General features: G+C 71.8%; 18 protein-coding genes and 1 pseudogene. 13 read left to right on the top strand and 6 right to left on the bottom strand.

Features of this window, described 5'->3' with window-relative positions; all coding sequences use genetic code 11:
* Positions 1-8 precede the first annotated feature (8 nt).
* From ACIBHX_RS43435 to ACIBHX_RS43425, 3 genes and pseudogenes are all read right to left on the bottom strand, one after another.
* A complete protein-coding gene (locus ACIBHX_RS43435) occupies positions 9-1442 on the bottom strand; it encodes an MFS transporter (protein ID WP_397073725.1) in 1434 nt (477 codons plus the stop codon).
* Positions 1439-1897, bottom strand: coding sequence for a MarR family winged helix-turn-helix transcriptional regulator (locus ACIBHX_RS43430; protein WP_397073723.1), 459 nt, complete (start codon positions 1895-1897; stop codon positions 1439-1441). The genes ACIBHX_RS43435 and ACIBHX_RS43430 overlap by 4 nt, the downstream gene beginning before the upstream one ends.
* 228 nt (positions 1898-2125) lie before the next feature.
* Positions 2126-2431 (bottom strand): annotated as a pseudogene (locus tag ACIBHX_RS43425) (recombinase family protein); the annotation flags it as partial.
* Between the two features lie 210 nt (positions 2432-2641).
* Here ACIBHX_RS43425 and ACIBHX_RS43420 point away from each other — a divergent pair.
* From ACIBHX_RS43420 to ACIBHX_RS43410, 3 genes are read left to right on the top strand one after another with little or no spacing between them, the layout of a single operon-like run.
* Positions 2642-2878, top strand: coding sequence for a hypothetical protein (locus tag ACIBHX_RS43420; protein ID WP_397073742.1), 237 nt, complete (start codon positions 2642-2644; stop codon positions 2876-2878).
* Positions 2879-2935: 57 nt separating this feature from the next.
* A complete protein-coding gene (locus tag ACIBHX_RS43415) occupies positions 2936-3181 on the top strand; it encodes a hypothetical protein (protein WP_397073722.1) in 246 nt (81 codons plus the stop codon).
* A 22-nt stretch (positions 3182-3203) separates the two neighbouring features.
* Positions 3204-4739: a Mu transposase C-terminal domain-containing protein gene (locus ACIBHX_RS43410; protein WP_397073720.1), complete on the top strand. Its 1536-nt coding sequence runs from the start codon at positions 3204-3206 to the stop codon at positions 4737-4739.
* Positions 4740-4832: 93 nt separating this feature from the next.
* Here ACIBHX_RS43410 and ACIBHX_RS43405 read toward each other — a convergent pair whose 3' ends face one another.
* Complete coding sequence (locus ACIBHX_RS43405) at positions 4833-6173, bottom strand: DUF1015 family protein (protein ID WP_397073718.1); 1341 nt, start codon at positions 6171-6173, stop codon at positions 4833-4835.
* A 70-nt stretch (positions 6174-6243) separates the two neighbouring features.
* Here ACIBHX_RS43405 and ACIBHX_RS43400 point away from each other — a divergent pair, with 70 nt between their 5' ends.
* Entirely contained in the window at positions 6244-6651 is a 408-nt protein-coding gene (locus ACIBHX_RS43400; protein ID WP_397073717.1) for a tetratricopeptide repeat protein, read from the top strand.
* A gap of 121 nt (positions 6652-6772) precedes the next feature.
* Here the strand turns inward: ACIBHX_RS43400 and ACIBHX_RS43395 are convergent, their stop codons facing one another.
* The gene (locus tag ACIBHX_RS43395; protein ID WP_397073715.1) at positions 6773-7189 is read right to left on the bottom strand and encodes a TipAS antibiotic-recognition domain-containing protein; all 417 of its coding nucleotides are present in this window, start codon (positions 7187-7189) and stop codon (positions 6773-6775) included.
* A gap of 53 nt (positions 7190-7242) precedes the next feature.
* Here ACIBHX_RS43395 and ACIBHX_RS43390 point away from each other — a divergent pair, with 53 nt between their 5' ends.
* Complete coding sequence (locus ACIBHX_RS43390) at positions 7243-8202, top strand: HAD-IIA family hydrolase (RefSeq protein WP_397073713.1); 960 nt, start codon at positions 7243-7245, stop codon at positions 8200-8202.
* A gap of 102 nt (positions 8203-8304) precedes the next feature.
* On the opposite strand, the gene ACIBHX_RS43385 is transcribed toward ACIBHX_RS43390, so the two are convergent.
* Positions 8305-8646 carry an SCP2 sterol-binding domain-containing protein gene (locus tag ACIBHX_RS43385; RefSeq protein ID WP_397073711.1) on the bottom strand — a complete coding sequence of 114 codons (342 nt, stop codon included), beginning with the start codon at positions 8644-8646 and terminating at the stop codon, positions 8305-8307.
* Positions 8647-8774: 128 nt separating this feature from the next.
* Between ACIBHX_RS43385 and ACIBHX_RS43380 the strand changes: the two genes are divergently transcribed.
* The 8 genes from ACIBHX_RS43380 (at position 8775) to murJ (ending at position 17056) form a co-directional block, all read left to right on the top strand.
* Positions 8775-8924 (top strand): hypothetical protein, encoded by a 150-nt coding sequence (locus ACIBHX_RS43380; protein WP_397073709.1) that lies wholly within the window; start codon positions 8775-8777, stop codon positions 8922-8924.
* On the top strand, positions 8921-9730 hold the full coding sequence (locus ACIBHX_RS43375) for a TlyA family RNA methyltransferase (protein WP_397073707.1): 810 nt from the start codon (positions 8921-8923) through the stop codon (positions 9728-9730). The genes ACIBHX_RS43380 and ACIBHX_RS43375 overlap by 4 nt, the downstream gene beginning before the upstream one ends.
* Positions 9727-10626 carry an NAD kinase gene (locus tag ACIBHX_RS43370; protein ID WP_397073706.1) on the top strand — a complete coding sequence of 300 codons (900 nt, stop codon included), beginning with the start codon at positions 9727-9729 and terminating at the stop codon, positions 10624-10626. Before ACIBHX_RS43375 ends, ACIBHX_RS43370 begins: the two co-directional genes overlap by 4 nt.
* A 64-nt stretch (positions 10627-10690) precedes the next feature.
* Positions 10691-12400 carry a DNA repair protein RecN gene (recN, locus tag ACIBHX_RS43365; RefSeq protein WP_397073704.1) on the top strand — a complete coding sequence of 570 codons (1710 nt, stop codon included), beginning with the start codon at positions 10691-10693 and terminating at the stop codon, positions 12398-12400.
* 73 nt (positions 12401-12473) lie between these two features.
* Positions 12474-13670, top strand: coding sequence for a putative cytokinetic ring protein SteA (steA, locus tag ACIBHX_RS43360; protein WP_397073702.1), 1197 nt, complete (start codon positions 12474-12476; stop codon positions 13668-13670).
* Positions 13667-14644 (top strand): copper transporter, encoded by a 978-nt coding sequence (locus ACIBHX_RS43355; RefSeq protein ID WP_397073700.1) that lies wholly within the window; start codon positions 13667-13669, stop codon positions 14642-14644. The genes steA and ACIBHX_RS43355 overlap by 4 nt, the downstream gene beginning before the upstream one ends.
* A gap of 1 nt (position 14645) precedes the next feature.
* The gene (locus tag ACIBHX_RS43350) at positions 14646-15482 is read left to right on the top strand and encodes a hypothetical protein (RefSeq protein WP_397073698.1); all 837 of its coding nucleotides are present in this window, start codon (positions 14646-14648) and stop codon (positions 15480-15482) included.
* Positions 15479-17056, top strand: coding sequence for a murein biosynthesis integral membrane protein MurJ (murJ, locus tag ACIBHX_RS43345; RefSeq protein WP_397073696.1), 1578 nt, complete (start codon positions 15479-15481; stop codon positions 17054-17056). The genes ACIBHX_RS43350 and murJ overlap by 4 nt, the downstream gene beginning before the upstream one ends.
* Positions 17057-17061: the final 5 nt, after the last annotated feature.

Genomic DNA, 17061 nt, shown 5'->3' with positions numbered 1-17061 from the left:
CATCTGACTTACGGGTTGGTCTTGGACGAGCGTCGGCGGGCGAGAGCGAGGCTTGTCAGCGTCGTGATCGCCATGGCGCCGATGCCGACCAGCGCCGCGGTGGTGTAGGCGCTGTCGTCGGGGAAGAGGTGGCCGGGGCCGGTGCCCGCGGCGAGGATCAGGCCGCCGATGGCGCTGCCCAGGGAGTACCCGACGCTGCGGACGACGTAGTTGAAGCTCATGGCGCTCGACGTCTCGCTCTTGGGGGTTACGGCCAGGATGACGCCGGGCATCGCGGCCGAGAAGCCGCCGACGCCGAAGCCGAGCACGCCCATCGCCACGAACAGTTCGGCCAGGTCCGACCGGGCCGCCGCGAACAGGGCGAACCCGCCGCCGACCACGACGGCGCTGCCGGCCAGGAGCAGGGGGTCGGCGATCCGCGTCCGGACCCGCGGCGTGAGCTTGCCGGCGACGAACCCCAGCACCGAGAACGGGATGAGGACCAGCCCGGCGACGAAGGTCGTCAGCCCGAAGCCGTAGCCGGCGCCGTGCGGCGTCTGCGCGTACCGGGTGATGAGCGTGAGCAGGAGGTACATGCCGATCCCGCCGACGAACATGGCGAGGTTCGCCCCGGCGACCGCCGGGTGCCGCACCGCCTGCACATCGACCAGGGGCGTCGTGCTGCGCAGCTCGATGACGGCCCAGACGCAGAGCAGCACCACCGCGACGACGGCGAGGCCTGCCGCCACGGCGAGGTGCTGGCTCCATAGATTCCGTTCGCCGGCGAGGAACAGCACCAGGAGCAGCGCAGCGGCCAGGACGACCGCGCCAGTCACGTTCATGTGGGCGGAGCGGCCTTCGGGGGCTTCGGGCATGGAGCGCCACGCGGTCAGGAGGGCGGCGGCGGTGACGACCAGGCCGAGGCCGTAGGCGGCCCGTACCCCGCCGAGCTCGGCGAGCAGTGCGGCCAGCGGGTAGCCGACGCCGGCCCCGATGATCGAGACCACCGAGATCAGGGCGATCACGGCCGCGCTGCGCTCCTCGGGGAGGTGGTCCCGGGCCACGCCCATCATCAGCGCCGTCAGCCCGAGCCCGACGCCCTGGGCCGCCCTGCCGGCCAGCAGCCACGCGAACGGCAGCGGCAGCACGGTGAGCGCGCTGCCGGCGACGACGACCGCCAGCGTGGCGAGGATCGTGGCCCGCCGATGCGGGCCGGCTCCGAGCCGGCCCAGGACCGGCGTGGCGACGGCGCCGCTGAGCAGCGCGACGGTCAGCGTCCACTGCGCGCTGCCGAGCGAGACGTGGAACGAGGTCGCCACGCTGGTGATGAGCGGCGTCCCGAGGCTGGCGACCGCCGCCACGACCAGAGCGATGAACATCAGGGCGGCGACCAGCAGCCGCGCCTCGGAACGCGCCACCGGGAACGCCCTCACCGCGCCCCCGCCGACCGGCTGCCCGGTCACTGCTTCGGCCCTTCGCGGTCCTGGCTTTCGAGCTCTGCCAGATGCTTCAGCGCCGGAAGGGCCGCCACCAGCGCCTCGACCTCGTCGCCGGTGAGCTCGCCGATCAACCGCTCGAACGCGTGGACGCCCGCCTGGCGCCGCGTCCGGACATAGGAGGCGCCGGCCTCGGTCAGGCACACCAGCGTGACCCGCTTGTCGGACGCGTCGCCCCGCCGCTCGACCAGGCCGGACTCCTCCATCACCCGGACCAGGGCGGTCATCGCGGGCTGGGTGACGCCCTCGACCGCGGCCAGATCGGTGATGCGCCGCGGGCCGGTCCGGTCCAGGGTGGCCAGGGTGGCGGCGGACGTCAGGCTCATGTCCCGGGGCAGGCGTCTCGTGGCCCCGGTGGCCAGGCCGTAGAGGGCTGCCCCGATGGCGGCGGACGCGCCAGGAGCGGCGTCTTGACGACTCATGCTCGAAGCATAGCATTTTTATATTCACAGTTTATGGAAATGGTCGGCCAGCCGGTTCAGCTTCGCCGGCAGCGGCTCCAGCTTCGGGGCTGAGGAACAGCGGTACGGCCGTTATCGGTGAGATTGATCTTGGTAGTCGTGGCGGCAGTCAAGGGATACGCCGATCAGGCCTGACGGGGCTTATGCGCTGAGGCCAGGACGACTTACGGGGCCTGGGCATCGATCGCCTTAGAACTCCGCCAGGGCGGCGAAGACGTGGAAGACCAGCCGTCCGCCGGGCGTGGTGGTGTCGAGCTTCTCGTGCAGGCTGGTGAAGCCGATCTCGCGGCGGCGCAGGTCGCCGACCAAGGTGATGAGGTCGGCCAGGGAGCGGCCGTAGCGGGCCAGTCCGGGCACGACCAGGGTGTCGCCGGCCGACAGGAAGGCGTGGCAGGCCTTGAGCTCCGGGCGCATCGCGTTCTTGCCGGACTTCTTGTCGGCGAAGATCTTGTGGCAGCCAGCGGCGGTGAGCGCGTCGATTTGCCGGTCCAGGCTCTGGCCCTGATCCCTTCAATAAACGAGTGTTTCTTGAAGGGGTCCACCCCGCAGAGGTCGTGAGGTCGCTACAGGATGCGTCCGGCCGCCAAAGGGATCGGGCGATTACTCCGATCCCGGGACGGCTCGAAGCCTGCTTGCTACGGCCCGTTCGGGGTCGGCGTTCGCGAGCCGGGCAATACGGCGCACGAACACTGGACACCACGCCCTGTGCTCGTAGCCCTCATCGTCCGGAGCGCCGTAGCCGGGAGGCACGCCGTGGCCGTCGATCGTGAACGTCGCGCGGCCACGCTCGCGCGGCTGACCGCCCTGCGCGAAGCGGGCCATCTGTCCACCGAGCACGTCCGGCTGGCCGCGCGCGGCCTGGACGTCACCGAGCGCACCATCTGGCGCTGGCTCGACGAGCCTGCCCAGGACGCTCCGCGGCGCCCGGGCCGCGCGCCGTAGGAGCTTTCACGCGCCGACCGCGAGGCCTTCGCCTACTTCCGTGGCAACATCGCCGCCGTGCATCGCGCCCGCAGTGCTGTCACCTCCCCGTCGCCCCCGCCAGCAGAGAGCGCCCATCAGGACGACACCGAGCAGAACGGCCCGGCACAGGACCGGCTCACCGAGGTGGCCGGGGGCGTGGTCGTGCCCGACTTCCTGCGCCACGGCTGGGCCGGAGCCCGGCCGCTCGCGCTGCGCACCCTGCAGGAGGCGTACGCCCCGCGAGCTCACCCCGGCCGAACGCGCCGCCTGGCGCACCGGTGAGGAAGGCCGCCGCCAGGCCTCGGTGTACCTGACGCGGCCTCGCTCGCCGCGCAACCACACCTGGGAGGCCGATCACAAGCAGTTGCCCATCGTGGTGCTGCCGCCGCGCGGACCGGCGCTCAAGCCGTGGCTGACCACGGTGGTCGACGACGGCACCCGCGCGCTGCTCGGCTGGGCGATCGCCGTCACCCCGCACGCCGGCACCGTGCTGACCGCTTTCCACATGGCGTTGGTCTACGACGTCGAGCGCGGCCCGTTCGGCGCCGTCCCGGCGCTGGTGCGCATCGACCGCGGGCTGGAGTTCGCCGCCGGCGCCGTCTACGACGTGCTCGCCGCGCTCTGCGTCGACCGCCACCGGCTGCCCTCCCGCAAGGCCTGCCGCAAGGGCAAGGTGGAGCGCATCCACCGCACCATCGACGAGACGCTGCTGCGCGGCCTGCCCGGCTTCACCGGCGGCCCGCGTGACGCGGCCGGCAAGCTGTACAGGCCGATCGACGACCGCTTCGCCGCCCGCGCCGCCGCGCAGGACGACAGCGATCCGCGCCAGGCCCAGCCGATGCGCATCGAACGCCTCGCCATGAGGTTCGCCGACTGGGCGCGCTGGTACAACACCGAGCGTCCCCACCGGATGCTGGACGGGCAGACCCCGCTGCAGGCATGGGAGTCCGACACCGGCCCGCTGCACCGGATCGGCGCCGACAAACTGCGGCATCTGATGCTGGCCGCCACGACGCGCACCATCGGCAAGGACGGCATCCACTTCAACAACCTCGCTTACCTCGCCCCCGAGCTCCAGGGGCGCGGCGGCCAGCGCGTGGAGATCCGCTACATGCCGCACGACGACCGCTTCGTCGAGGTCTACCTGGGCGGCGCGCATCTGGGCACCGCGCACCCGGCCGAACGCCTGACCCCTGAGCAGACCGAGGCCTTCCGCGCCCACACCCGTGCTGAGGCACGCCGCCTGGGCGTCAAGCGGCGCCGGGCCACCGCCCGGGCCTGCGCCGAACTCGTCCCGCTCACCGAGACCAGCGCGGGCACCCCTCCGGCAGAGTCGAGAATCCTGCCGCCCGCCGCCGCGGCGACGGCCTCGGCCCGGACTCGCGACGATCAGCTGCGGCGGCGGGCCAGCACCATCGCCCGTACGGCACCCGCCTCTGCTCCGGGCGCTGCGGCTGGGCGAGGCGACGACGCTCCGCAGGAGGGCTCATCCGCGACACAAGCGTCCCCACCAAAGCATCCGCCGACGTCCAGTACAGCCTGCGCCTCACCCGAGGCGACCACCTCGCCGAGCCCGACAGTCCCTTCGCCGAGCCCCCTTGGTGGCGGCGGTCACCCGATGCCGACGAGGCCGGCCTCCAGGAACGGTTGTTCGGCGGGGCCGACGATGGCTTCTGGCACCACGACGCGGACGACACCGGCCGCTGACATTAGATCTGCGCAGCCACGGACATTCTCGCCGCGCTCAACAGAGGGAGGGTGGTGCAACGCCTCGCGTTGGCGCGGCGCAGAAGGGTGGCGGAGTGTCCTCAGCGCTCTCGCGGTGCGGAAGGGCGGCTGAGGGCTTTCACCAGGCGTGCGAAGGCGAGCGAGGGTCTTCGCTAGGTGTGCCAGGGCGGGCCTTGACGCAGGGGCCGGTGGGGTGGGCGGTGGGTCAGTCGATGGCGAAGGTGCGGAGGAGGAGGCCGGTTCGGGGCTTGGGGCCGAAGGAGGTGGACTTGCGGGGGACGCGTTCGCCCCTGGCCGCCACCGCCAGGACCGAGTCCACGTGCAGGGACTTGAGGATGACCGCCGTGCCGCCGGTGCGGGTGGCCTGCCGTACCGCCGCGTGGGCGTCGTGGTGGACGATGCGGACCGTTCGCTCGTCATCCTCCAGGCCCCACACGTGGGGGAGGATGAACCGCGTCAGGATCGAGGTGTTCAGCGCCCGCCACTGGGGGGAGTGGTCGGCGGGCATGGCACGCTCGAGCTGGGCCTGGTCGGGGTCCGTCAGGAGGTGGGTGCCGGTTTCGCCGGCCAGCAGGAAGGCGGGGTCGGCGGCCTGCGCGAGGGCCTCGAGGCCGGCCTGCAGGGAGTCGAAGGAGCTGACCCGCCAGGCGTTCTCGGCGCGGGACGTCGCTTCCGCCAGCGGCAGGCCGGGAATGACGCGGTGGATGGGCTTGAGGTCCGGCGGGTAGGTGGAGGAGTCGACCAGGAGCGCCAGGCCGAAGTCCCAGGGACCGTTCCGCCCCTGGCCGGCGTGCTCCTGGCGCTGCAGGACGCGGTAGGTGGCGTAGCGGTGGTGGCCGTCGGCGATCAGGGCCTGGCGGTGGTGGAGGTCGCCGTTGATCGCGGAGATCTCGGCGGGGTCGGTGATGGCCCACAGGCGGTGACGCACACCGTCCGAGGTGCTCGCGTCGATCAGCGGGGCGCGGGTGGTGGCGACCGTGTCGACCAGCGTGCTCGCCGGGCCGCGCGAGCCGTCGTACAGCAGGAAGATCGGCTCCAGGTTGGCCTGGGTGGTGCTCATCAGCGCCAGGCGGTCGGCGACAGGGCCCGGCATGACGTCCTCGTGCGGGAGGATCACGCGGGACTCCGGGTCGGTCAGGCCCACGTCGCCGATGAGGCCACGCTGGAGGACGCCGGCACCCTGCTGCTCGTAGACGTACAGCGCCGGCTCGGAATCGGCGGCCAGCACCCCCGACGACAGCCACTCCCGCAACGTGTCGCGCGCCGCGCCATACCGCTCGGAAGCCGCGGGGTCCGGTGACACCACGGCATCGACGACCGAGGCGGGCACTGAGGGCGCGGTTGAGGGACGGGGGGAGCGGGCGCAGGGAAGGATCAGCCGGACCACGTTGTTGGGATGAGAAGCGAGCAGGTCGTCGACGTCGCTGTCCGAGATGAGGTCGTACGGAGGGGACGTCACACCAGCGGGATCGTCCACGGCATAACGGACACCGCGGAATGGCCGCAGCACCAGCCCATCGGGCACTGGCAGTTCAGGAGTCCCCATACCGGGCATGCTCCCATAAAAGGCCGAGTCTTCCCTGAGCAGCCCCCCGAGCAGAAGGAGGCCCGCACGCATGGACCATGAGAAAACAGGCGGCGCACCGGAAGGCGATGTCTACGACTGGTACCAGCGCGGGGTGAAGCTCCTCAAAGAGGGCAGTCCAGCCGCCGCCGCCGCAATCCTGGAGCGCGCCGCCACCGCGGAACCCGACTCACGCAGCATCAGGGAGGCCCTGGCCAGGGCCCAGTTCAACTCGCGGCGCTACGCCGAGGCGGCCGAGAGCTTCCGCTGGATCGTCGACGCCAACCCAGCAGAGGACTACGCCTATTTCGGACTCGGCCTGTCGCTCTGGCGCACGGGCGACGTCGAGGGCGCCCAGGAGCCCCTCGCGATCGCCGTCGCCATGCGCCCCGACGAGCGCAACTACAACAACGCCCTCAAGAGCGTCCGCGCCACGATCCGCGCGCGCCGCGAGATGTGACCACACCGCCTGTACGGCAGGCCACACCACCGCCACCCGCCGTAGCCGCATCCCCCCGTCCAGGGAGACGCCACTCCGGCGATGACGGCTGACCGCCGCGACGAGGCACGGGCAGCAGCGGTCAGCGAACGCAGTTGGCCGTGATCGCGTCCCGGATATACGCCGCGACCCCGGGCGCGAAGTTGGCGGCGAACTGCGCATCCGACACGTACATCTCTCCCAGACCCCGATGAATCTCCAGAGAGCAGTCGTAGAACCACCGGGTGATGTGCTGCCGATGTTCCTCCGCCAGATCCATCGCCTGCTCGGAGGAGGCCGCCACCCCGGCATCCATCGCGGCCGCGAACCGCGAGGAGATGTCGGCGGCCTCCGCCTTGAGCCGCTGCCAGTCCTGCTTGGTGTAACCCGCGGTACGCCGGGCAGACTGCGCGAAAGCCACAGAATCTCCCCAGCGCTGCTGGGCCTCCTCCGCGTGGGAGGCCGGGTCGAAGTCGCCGAACACCTCCGCCCGCTCGGCGGGGGTCAGATTGAGTTCCATGAGCCCGACGCTAGAGTCTCACGCGGCGTGAGAGTCAACCGAGATGAGGCAGCTTGTTGATCGACGGTTACGACACCCTGCTCCTCGACCTCGACGGGGTCGTCTACCTGGGCGCGCACGCCGTCCCGCACGCGGCCGAGTCGCTCGAGCGGGCTCAGGCCGCGGGCGCGAGGCTGGCCTACGTCACCAACAACGCCTCGCGCACCCCGGCCGCCATCGCCGCCCACCTGCGCGAACTCGGCGTCCCAGCCACCAGCGAGGACGTGGTCACCTCCGCCCAGGCCGCCGCCCGCCTCATCGCCGAGCGCGTGCCGCCCGGCTCCCCGGTGCTGGTGGTGGGCGGGTCAGGCCTCCGGCTCGCTGTACGTGACCAGGGGCTGAGGCCCGTCACGACGGCCGACGACGCGCCGGTGGCGGTCGTGCAGGGCATCGCGCCCGGCCTGTCGTACGGGCTGCTGTCGGAAGGCGCGCTGGCGGTACGGCGGGGCGCCCTGTTCGTGGCCTCGAACGGCGACAGCACCATGCCCACCCGCCGCGGCGAACTGCCCGGCAACGGCGCGATGACCCGGGTGATCGCCACCGCGACGGGCGTCGAGCCGATCTACGCGGGCAAGCCCGAGCCGCCGCTGCACCGCGAGTCGATGATCCGCACCGGTGCGCGCCGCCCGCTGGTCGTGGGCGACCGCCTCGACACCGACATCGAGGGCGCCACGAACGCCGGCGTCGACAGCCTGGTGGTGCTCACCGGCGTCACCCAGCCGCTTGACCTGCTCACGGCCCCGCCGCACCGCCGCCCCACCTACATCGCCCAGGACCTGTCCGCGCTGCACGAGCCCTATCCCGAGGTACGGCGGGGCCAGTGCGCCGGCTGGCGGGCGAGTTTCGCCGACGGCCGCCTCCACCTCGAGGGCTCGGGAGTCCGTCTGGACGCGCTCAGGGCCGCCTGCGACGCCGCCTGGTCGGCCGCCGCCGACGAGGACGCCGTCAAGCCCGTCCTCGACCGCCTCACGTAGCCAGAGTCGCCAGACCAGGCGGCGCCTCGATCGCGTACGTGAGCGGATTCAGCCTGAACAGCATGTGCAGCCGCTTGGTCTCGATGAGCGGGCTTGCGTGGTTCAGATCAGGCGGCGCAGGCGCAGCAGGTCGCCGAAGCTGGCGTCGATCTTCACCCGGCCGCCGAGCAGCGCCCTGGCCAGATCCAGCTCCCCGTCGACCAGCGCCACCAGGTCGCCGCTGCCGATCGTCAGCTTGACGTCGGCCGGATCGGCGGGCGGCTCCTCGGTGAACGGGTCGAGGCCGTCGTGGTGCAGCCGGCCGTAGAACGTCACGTCGAGGTCGGGAACACGGCAGCTGACCGTGCGCTCGACGACGTGCTTGGCCCGATCCTCATCGCCGATCTCGTCGAACTGCGCGACGAGCTTCGCCAGCGCGGCCCGGCACTCCTCGACGCTTGCCATGGTGCGTTCCCTTCCGTCCGCCGCTAGACCGTAGCGTTCCACAACCGTATGACCCTCCAACGCGTGACACGCGTGCCCAGTGCCGGGCAGGTGCCACGGGCACTCCCCGGAGGCGTTACGGTCGTGTCATGAGTGAGCTGCCGGAGGAGACCGGCCACGAGCGGGTGGACGCGATCGTCGCGGGCCTCGCCCGCCTGTCCGAGCTGCCCGCCGGCGAGCACGTCGAGGTGTTCGAGGAGGCATTCTCCGGGCTCGAGGCCACCCTGGACGCTCAGTGAGCCGCAGGATCAGGCTGGACAACGAGCTCGTGCGGCGGGGGCTGGCAAGGTCGCGCGAGCAGGCACAGCAGCTGATCGAGGCTGGACGCGTGACGGTCGGCGGCCAGGCCGCAGGCAAGCCCGCCACCCAGGTCGACACCGCCGCCGCCATCGTGGTGGCCGAGTCGCCGCAGGGCCCCGACTACGTCTCGCGCGGAGCGCACAAGCTGCTCGGCGCGCTCGACACCTTCCCCGTCGCGGTCGAGGGCCGCAGGTGCCTGGACGCCGGCGCCTCCACCGGCGGTTTCACCGACGTGCTGCTGCGCCGCGGCGCCGGGCACGTCCTCGCGGTCGACGTCGGCTACGGCCAGCTGGCCTGGTCGCTGCGCACCGACGACCGGGTGACGGTCATGGAGCGGGTCAACGTCCGCGACCTGACGCCCGAGCAGGTCGGCGAGCCGCCCACGCTGGTCGTGGGCGACCTGTCGTTCATCTCGCTGCGGCTGGTGCTGCCCGCCCTGGCGGCGGTGGCCGCCGGCAAGGCCGACTTCGTGCTGCTGGTCAAGCCCCAGTTCGAGGTGGGTAAGGAACTCGTGGGGGCGGGCGGCGTCGTGCGCGACCCCGCCTTGCGCGCGCAAGCCGTACGGCAGGCCGCCGACAAGGCCGGTGCGCTGGGCTTGGACGTGCGCGGGGTGACGGCGAGCCCGCTGCCGGGCCCGTCGGGAAATGTCGAATATCTGCTCTGGCTGGGCAAGGGGGAGGGCGAGCCGCCGGTCGCCGACCTCGAAGCCGAGATCCAGCGTGCCGTCGCGGAAGGGCCGCAATGAACCGGAGTGTCCTGGTCACCGTACACACCGGGCGGGGGCCCGCCGTGGAGAGCGCCCGCCTGGTGGTCAACCGGCTCGTCGAGGCGGGAATGACCGTGCGCGTGCTCGACATGGAGTCCGAGGAGATCGGCTGCATGGGCGTCGACGTCGTGCCGTGCGACCCGACGGCGGCCAAGGACGCCGAGATCATGATCGTGCTCGGCGGCGACGGGTCGCTGCTGCGCGCCGCCGAGCTGGCCAGGCCCGCCCGCACGCCGCTGTTCGGCGTCAACCTCGGCCACGTCGGCTTCCTGGCGGAGGCCGAGGTCGACGACCTGTTCACAGCCGTCGACAGCGTCGTGGCGGGCCGCTACGACGTCGAGGAGCGCATGACGGTCGACGTTCTCGCCCGGCTGAACGGCCAGGTCCTGGCCGACACCTGGGCACTGAACGAGGCCACCGTGGAGAAGACCGACCGCATGCTCGAGCTCGTCGCCGAGATCGACGGGCGCCCGCTGTCGCGCTGGGGATGCGACGGCGTGATCTGCGCGACGCCGACCGGCTCGACCGCCTACGCTTTCTCCGCGGGTGGTCCGATCGTCTGGCCCGAGGTGGAGGCCCTGCTCATGGTGCCGATCAGCGCGCACGCCCTGTTCGCCAAGCCGCTGGTCGTCTCGCCCCGCTCCACGGTGGCCGTGGAGATCCTGCCCGACACGCCCGGCGGCGTGCTGTGGTGCGACGGCAGGCGCCGTTTCGAGCTGCCGCCAGGCGCGCGCGTGGAGGTGAGACGCGGGCAGATCCCGGTGCGGCTGGCGCGGCTGCACGGCATCGAGAACACCGGCGCGCCCTTCACCGACCGGCTGGTGGCCAAGTTCGAACTTCCCGTTCAGGGGTGGCGTGGGAGAGTGCGTCCCTGAGCTAATTGACTCAGGAGCGCGTAAGATCTGATGCGCACACATGTTCGGAAGGCGGGAGTGGGCAGTGCGACCAAGGGTCGAGGAGGTCCGCATCCAGGGGCTCGGCGTCATCGATGAGGCCGTGCTCGAGCTTTCACCGGGCTTCAACGTGGTCACCGGCGAGACCGGGGCAGGCAAGACGATGGTCGTCACCGGCCTCGGGCTGCTGTTCGGGGGCCGCGCCGACCCCTCGCGCATCCGCCCGGGCGCCGAGCGGGCCACCGTCGAGGGCACGCTCGTCATCGAGACCGGCGGCCGCGTCTCCCAGCAGGTCGAGGACATCGGCGGCGAGGTCGAGGACGGCGAGCTCATCATCTCCCGCACCGTCTCGGCCGAGGGCCGCTCGCGCGCCTGGCTCGGCGGGCGCACCGTCCCCGTCGGCACGCTGACCTACCTGGCCGACGACCTGGTGGCCGTGCACGGGCAGATGGACCAGCAGCGGCTGCTGCAGGCCGCCAGGCAGCGCGCCGCCCTCGACCGCTACGCGGGCGAGGACCTGGTCAAGCCACTGCGCGCCTACACCCAGACCTACAAGCGCCACAAGCAGGTGGCCGCCCTGCTCGAGGAGCTGACCACCCGCGCCAGGGAGCGCGCCCAGGAGGCCGACCTGCTGCGTTTCGGGCTCGACGAGGTCGAGAAGGTCGATCCCAAACCAGGCGAGGACGTCGAGTTGCGCGCCGAGGAGGAGCGGCTCTCGCACGCCGACTCGCTGCGCACCGCCGCGACCACCGCGCACACCGCGCTGCTCGGCGACCCCATGGACTCCTCGGGCGGCAACCACGACGTGATCTCGCTGCTGGGCGAGGCACGCTCGGCCATGGAGGGGGTGCGTGACTTCGACCCCCAGCTGGCCGGCGTGGCCGACCGCCTGGCCGAGGCGGGTTATCTCATCTCAGACGTGGCCACCGACCTGGCCGCCTATGCCGAGTCGATCGAGGCCGACCCGGCCCGCCTGGCGTCCGTGCAGGAGCGACGCGCCCTGCTTACCGGACTGATCCGCAAATATGCGGAAGACAGCGCCGGTGTCCTGGCGTGGGCTCAAGAGTCCGCCGCCCGGCTCGCCGAGCTCGAGGGCGACGACGAACGCATCGATGAGCTGACGCGCGAGCTCGAGGAGCTGACCGCGCGCCTGACCGAGCTGGCCGCCGAGCTCACCGGGGTCCGAGAGACCGCCGCCGAGCGGTTCGGCCAGGCCGTCACCGAGGAGCTGACCGCGCTGGCCATGCCGCACGCCAGGGTCGTGGTCCAGCTCACCCGCGCCGACGATTTCGGGCCCGAGGGCGTCGACGAGGTCGAGCTGCGCATGGCCGCGCACCCGGCCGCGCCGCCGCTGCCGCTCAACAAGGGCGCCTCCGGCGGCGAGCTCAGCCGCGTCATGCTGGCCATCGAGGTCGTCTTCGCCGGTGCCGACCCGGTGCCGACGTTCGTCTTCGACGAGGTCGACGCCGGCGTGGGCGGCAAGGCGGCCGTCGAGATCGGCCGCAGGCTGGCCCGGCTGGCCCGCACCGCCCAGGTCATCGTCGTCACCCACCTGCCGCAGGTGGCCGCCTTCGCCGACCAGCACCTCGTGGTCGAGAAGGCGAGCGACGGCAGCGTCGTGCGCAGCGGCGTGGTCGCGCTCAACCACGAGGGCAGGGTCCGCGAACTGTCGCGCATGCTGGCCGGACTGGAAGATTCCGAGCTGGGCAGAGCCCACGCGGAAGAACTGCTCAGTTTGGCGGCCGCCGATGGGTGATCCTGCGTGACATAACAGACACGCCGCGTAGTGTCGGGCCTGCCAGTCGTTTCCCTCTGGCAGGATGGTCTTGATGAAGGTTCCGGGAAGCAGACTGCCGGGCCTCCGCGGTAGGAAGGACGGAGTCCTTCCCGGTGTCACGGCCGTGGCGAGAATCGATAGGCGAACCAAGAGGCTGACCAAACGGCTCCGGCCTGGTGAAATCGCCATCATCGATCACGTCGACGTCGACCGGGTCAGCGCGGAGGCACTGGTCGCGTGCGGGGTGGGCGCGGTGGTCAACGTGGCCGCCGGCATCAGTGGCCGCTACCCCAACCTGGGCCCGCAGATCCTCGTCGAGGCGGGCGTCCCCTTCGTCGACAACGCCAGCCCCGAGCTGTTCGAGCGGGTGCGCGACGGTGACGTCGTCCGCCTGCAGGACGGCGTGCTCTATATCGACGAAGAAGTCGTCGGCAAGGGCGACGAGCAGAGCCCCGAGGCGCTCGAGGCCGCCATGGCCGAGGCGCGCGCCGGACTTTCCGTGCAGATCGAGGCTTTCGCCGTCAACACCATGGAGTACGTTCGCGGTGAGGGCAGGCTTCTCATCGACGGAGTCGGCGTGCCGGAGATCCGCACCCCCATGGAGGGCAGGCATGTCCTCATCGTGGTGCGCGGCTACCACTACAAGGAGGACATCGCCACCCTGCGCCCCTACATCCGCGAATACCGCCCCGTGCTCATCGGGGTCGACGGGGGCGCGGACGCGCTGATCGAGGCCGGCTACCTACCCGACATCATCGTCGGCGACTTCGACTCGGTCTCCACCAAGGCACTGACCTGCGGCGCCGAGCTCATCGTGCACGCCTACCGCGACGGCCGCGCGCCCGGGCTCGAGCGGGTGCACCAGCTGGGCCGCGAAGCGGTGATCTTCCCGTCCACCGGCACCAGCGAGGACATCGCGATGCTGCTGGCCGACGCCAAGGGCGCCGAGCTCATCGTGGCCGTCGGGACGCACTGGACCCTGGAGGAGTTCCTCGACAAGGGCCGCTCGGGCATGGCCAGCACCTTCCTCACCCGGCTGCGCATCGGCAGCAAACTCATCGACGCCAAGGGCGTCAGCAGGCTCTACCGCAGCCGTATCTCCACCGGGCAGCTGCTGCTGCTCGTGGTGACGGCCGCGGTCACCATCGCGGTGGCCATCTACGCCTCGCCCGTCGGCAAGACGTGGCTGAACGGCCTGCAGGACGTCTGGAACGCATTCATCTTCTGGGTGGTCGGACTCTTCTCGTGATCGATTTCCGTTATCACCTCGTCTCCATCGTCGCGATCTTCCTGGCGCTGGCGGTGGGCATCATCATGGGCACCACGCTGCTGCAGGAGCCCGCGGTCGAGCTGGCCAAGAAGACCAGCGACGAGCTGACCAAGACCAACGGCGACCTGCGCACCGAGCTCGACGCGCTGCGCGGCAGGGAAGCGGGCAACGACCAGTTCGTGCTCAACCAGACTCCCCAGCTGGTCGCAGGCAACCTACAGGGCCAGCGTGTCCTGCTCATGGACGCGCCAGGCGACAGCGCCACCTACCGCGAGGCCCAGCAGCAGGTCATCGAACAGTCCGGTGCCGTCGTCTCCGGGCGGGTGTCGCTGAGCGAGAAGTTCTTCGACCCCAAGTCGGCCGGCGTCATCGACGGGCTCGTCAACACGCTCAAGCCGGCCAGCATGTCGTTCTCGACCTCCGCCTCCGTCTACGACAAGGCGGCCGCGCTGCTGGCCGCCACGACGCTGACCGCCGACCCCTCGCAGGCCAACACCGTCAACCCCGACACCTCGGCGGTGCTCAAGAGCTTCGAGACCGACTCGCTGCTCAGCACCACCGACGGCGACCCGAACAAACGGGCCACGATGGTGGTGATGTTCGCCCCGGAGAAGGCCTTCGACGGAGACAACGCCCCCGCCCAGAACGACGCGCTGGTCTCCCTGATCGGCGGGCTCGACCAGGGCGCCAAGGGCTCGGCCCTGGCCGGCACCGCCGCCACCGCGGCCGTGGCGGGCGGCACGATCAGCGCGCTGCGCGACGACAGCGACGCGGCCAAGCGCGTCTCGTCCGTCGACACCCTCGACATGCCCGCCGGCCGCGTGGTCGTGATCTACGCGCTGCGGGAGCAACTGGCCGGCAAGAGCGGCCAGTACGGCATCGGCACCGGCGCCTCTCTCTTCCAGCCTGTCGTGCCGAGCGCGTCCACATCCCCCACCTCCTCAGGAGGCTGAAATGGCCCGTGGCCTGCTCTATGCCCTGGCGGGCGCCGCGATCGGCGCCGCCGCCGCGCGCGTCGCCTACACCGCGCTGACCCGGTCCAGGACCGGCGACGACCGCTGGACCAGGAAGAACCACCGCGGCGAACCCATCACCCTGCTCGAAGGCCCGGCCTTCGTCGCCGGCGCGGGCGCGGCCGCCGCACTGGCACCCGGCCTGCCCGCCCGGGTACGGCTGGCCGCCCTGCTCGCGGGCACCGGCAGCGGCGCACTCGGCGCCTACGACGACCTGTACGGCACCACCTCCTCCAAAGGTTTCAAGGGCCACCTGAGCGCCCTGACCAGGGGAGAGGTCACCAGCGGCGCCGTCAAGATCCTCGGCATCGGCGCGACGGGGCTGGCCGCCGCCGCCGTGGTCTCCAGCGGGCCTGTCGACACCCTGATCAACGGCGCCACCATCGCCGGCAGCGCCAACCTGGCCAACCTGTTCGACCTGCGGCCCGGCCGGGCCATCAAGGTCGGCCTGCTCACCGGCGGGCCGCTGCTGCTGGCCTCCCTGTTCCGTGACCAGCCGGTCGCCGCCGCGCTCGCCGCCGTCCCGCTCGGCGCCGCGGCCGCCGTGCTGCCCGACGACCTGGGCGAGCGGGCCATGCTGGGCGACGCGGGCGCCAACGCGCTCGGCGCGCTGCTCGGGCTCGCCGCCGTCACCAAGCTCGGGCGGCCGGGGCGGCTTGCCGTACTGGGCAGCGTGACCGTGCTGACGGCCGCCTCGGAGAAGGTCAGCTTCACCAAGGTGATCGCCGGCAACCCGATGCTGAACAAGCTCGACATGCTGGGGCGCCGTCCCGCGTGACCGCCCGTCTCGGCAGAGGCGTCGCCGGTGGCGCGATCCTCATCGGCGCCATCACGATCCTGGCCAGGGTCGCGGGCTTCGCCAAGCAGCTCGCCTTCGCCCAGACCGTCGGCACCAACTGCCTGGCCACCGCCTACTTCACCGCCAACCAGATCCCGAACATCCTCTTCGAGGTCGTCGTCGGCGGAGCCCTGGCGGGGATGGTGGTCCCGGTCTTGGCGGGCGTGCCGGGGCGGGAGGCGGGCAGGATCGGCTCGGCGCTGATGACCTGGGTGCTGGTCGTCCTGGTGCCGCTCGGCCTGCTCACCGCACTGCTGGCCGGGCCGATCGCCGGGCTGTTCTTCGGCGACGTCGTCGCGGGCTGCGACGCGTCCGCGGTGACCGCGACCGCCGCGCGGATGCTGGTCGTCTTCGCCCCGCAGATCCCCCTGTACGGCGTGGCCGTCGTGCTCTACGGCGTGCTCCAGTCGCGCCGGCGCTTCGCCGGGCCCGCGCTGGCGCCGCTGGTGTCCAGCATCGTGGTGATCTGCGCGTACCTGCTGTTCGTGCCGCTCAGCCAGGGCGAGACCGATCCGGCCACGGTTGCGCGGCCCGCCGAGCTCGCGCTGTCGATCGGCACCAGCCTGGGCGTGCTGGCCCTGGTGCTCACCGTGCTGCCGCCCACCGCCCGGCTCGGGCTGCGCTGGCGGCCCACGCTGCGCTTTCCGGACGGCGTGGCCACCCGGGTCGCCAAGCTGGCCCTGGCCGGCGTCGCCGGGCTGCTGGCCCAGCAGGCCGCCATGGTGGTCGTGCTGCTGCTGTCCAACGAGATCGGCACGGGCGCCATCGCGATCTACAACTACGCCTGGGCGATCTACCTCGTGCCCTACGCCGTGCTGGCCGTCCCCATCGCCACCAGCGCCTTCCCCCGGCTGTCCGCGGCGGCCTCCGGGGAGTTCGAGCAGCTGGCCGCCCGCACGACGCGGGCCGTGGTGCTGGTGTCGGGGCTGGCCGCCGGGATCCTGGCCGCCGTGTCCGTGCCGGGTTCGATCGTGTTCCTCGGGTTCAAGTCGGACGTGCCCGCGCCGGAGTTCGCGCGGGCCATCGCGCTGTTCGCGCCCGGACTCGTCGGCTACGGGCTGATCGCGCACCTCAGCCGCGTCCTGTACGCCTCGGGCAAGGGCAGGGCCGCCGCCGCGGGCACCGTCGCCGGGTGGATCGTGGTGATGATCGCCCAGACGGTCTTCGTTTCGCTGTTCCCGTCTGACTGGAAGATCGCGGGCATGGCACTCGGCATGACCGTGGGTATGACCGTCGGCGGCGCCACGCTGCTGCTGTCCGTGCTGCGGGCCCGCGGCCCCGAAGCGCTTACAGGGCTGTGGCGGGCCCTGCTCGCGGCCGTGGCGGGCGGCGCCGCCGGCTACCTGGCCGGCACCGGCGTCGTCGGGTGGCTGGGCGCGAGCGGCATCTGGCCCAACGTGCTGTCGGTCGTCCTGGCCGCGCTCGTGGCGCTGGCCGCGGGCGGCCTGGTGGCGGCCCTGCTGGATCGTCAGGACGCCCGCGGCGTCACCGGGCTCGTCATGCGCGGGCGTTGAGGAAG

This window comes from Nonomuraea sp. NPDC050536 (genome assembly GCF_044457685.1).
GTDB lineage: Bacteria > Actinomycetota > Actinomycetes > Streptosporangiales > Streptosporangiaceae > Nonomuraea.
The sequence above is the reverse complement of the archived record's forward strand: the minus strand, read 5'-3'. Positions and strand labels throughout refer to the sequence as shown.

Bases quoted from the DNA above. Each gene is read 5' to 3' on its own strand.
- ACIBHX_RS43430 (WP_397073723.1), bottom strand. From the start codon at position 1,897: ATGAGTCGTCAAGACGCCGCTCCTGGCGCGTCCGCCGCCATCGGGGCA.
- ACIBHX_RS43405 (WP_397073718.1), bottom strand. From the start codon at position 6,173: ATGGGGACTCCTGAACTGCCAGTGCCCGATGGGCTGGTGCTGCGGCCA.
- ACIBHX_RS43400 (WP_397073717.1), top strand. From the start codon at position 6,244: ATGGACCATGAGAAAACAGGCGGCGCACCGGAAGGCGATGTCTACGAC.
- ACIBHX_RS43395 (WP_397073715.1), bottom strand. From the start codon at position 7,189: ATGGAACTCAATCTGACCCCCGCCGAGCGGGCGGAGGTGTTCGGCGAC.
- ACIBHX_RS43385 (WP_397073711.1), bottom strand. From the start codon at position 8,646: ATGGCAAGCGTCGAGGAGTGCCGGGCCGCGCTGGCGAAGCTCGTCGCG.
- ACIBHX_RS43380 (WP_397073709.1), top strand. From the start codon at position 8,775: ATGAGTGAGCTGCCGGAGGAGACCGGCCACGAGCGGGTGGACGCGATC.
- ACIBHX_RS43370 (WP_397073706.1), top strand. From the start codon at position 9,727: ATGAACCGGAGTGTCCTGGTCACCGTACACACCGGGCGGGGGCCCGCC.
- steA (WP_397073702.1), top strand. From the start codon at position 12,474: ATGAAGGTTCCGGGAAGCAGACTGCCGGGCCTCCGCGGTAGGAAGGAC.
- ACIBHX_RS43350 (WP_397073698.1), top strand. From the start codon at position 14,646: ATGGCCCGTGGCCTGCTCTATGCCCTGGCGGGCGCCGCGATCGGCGCC.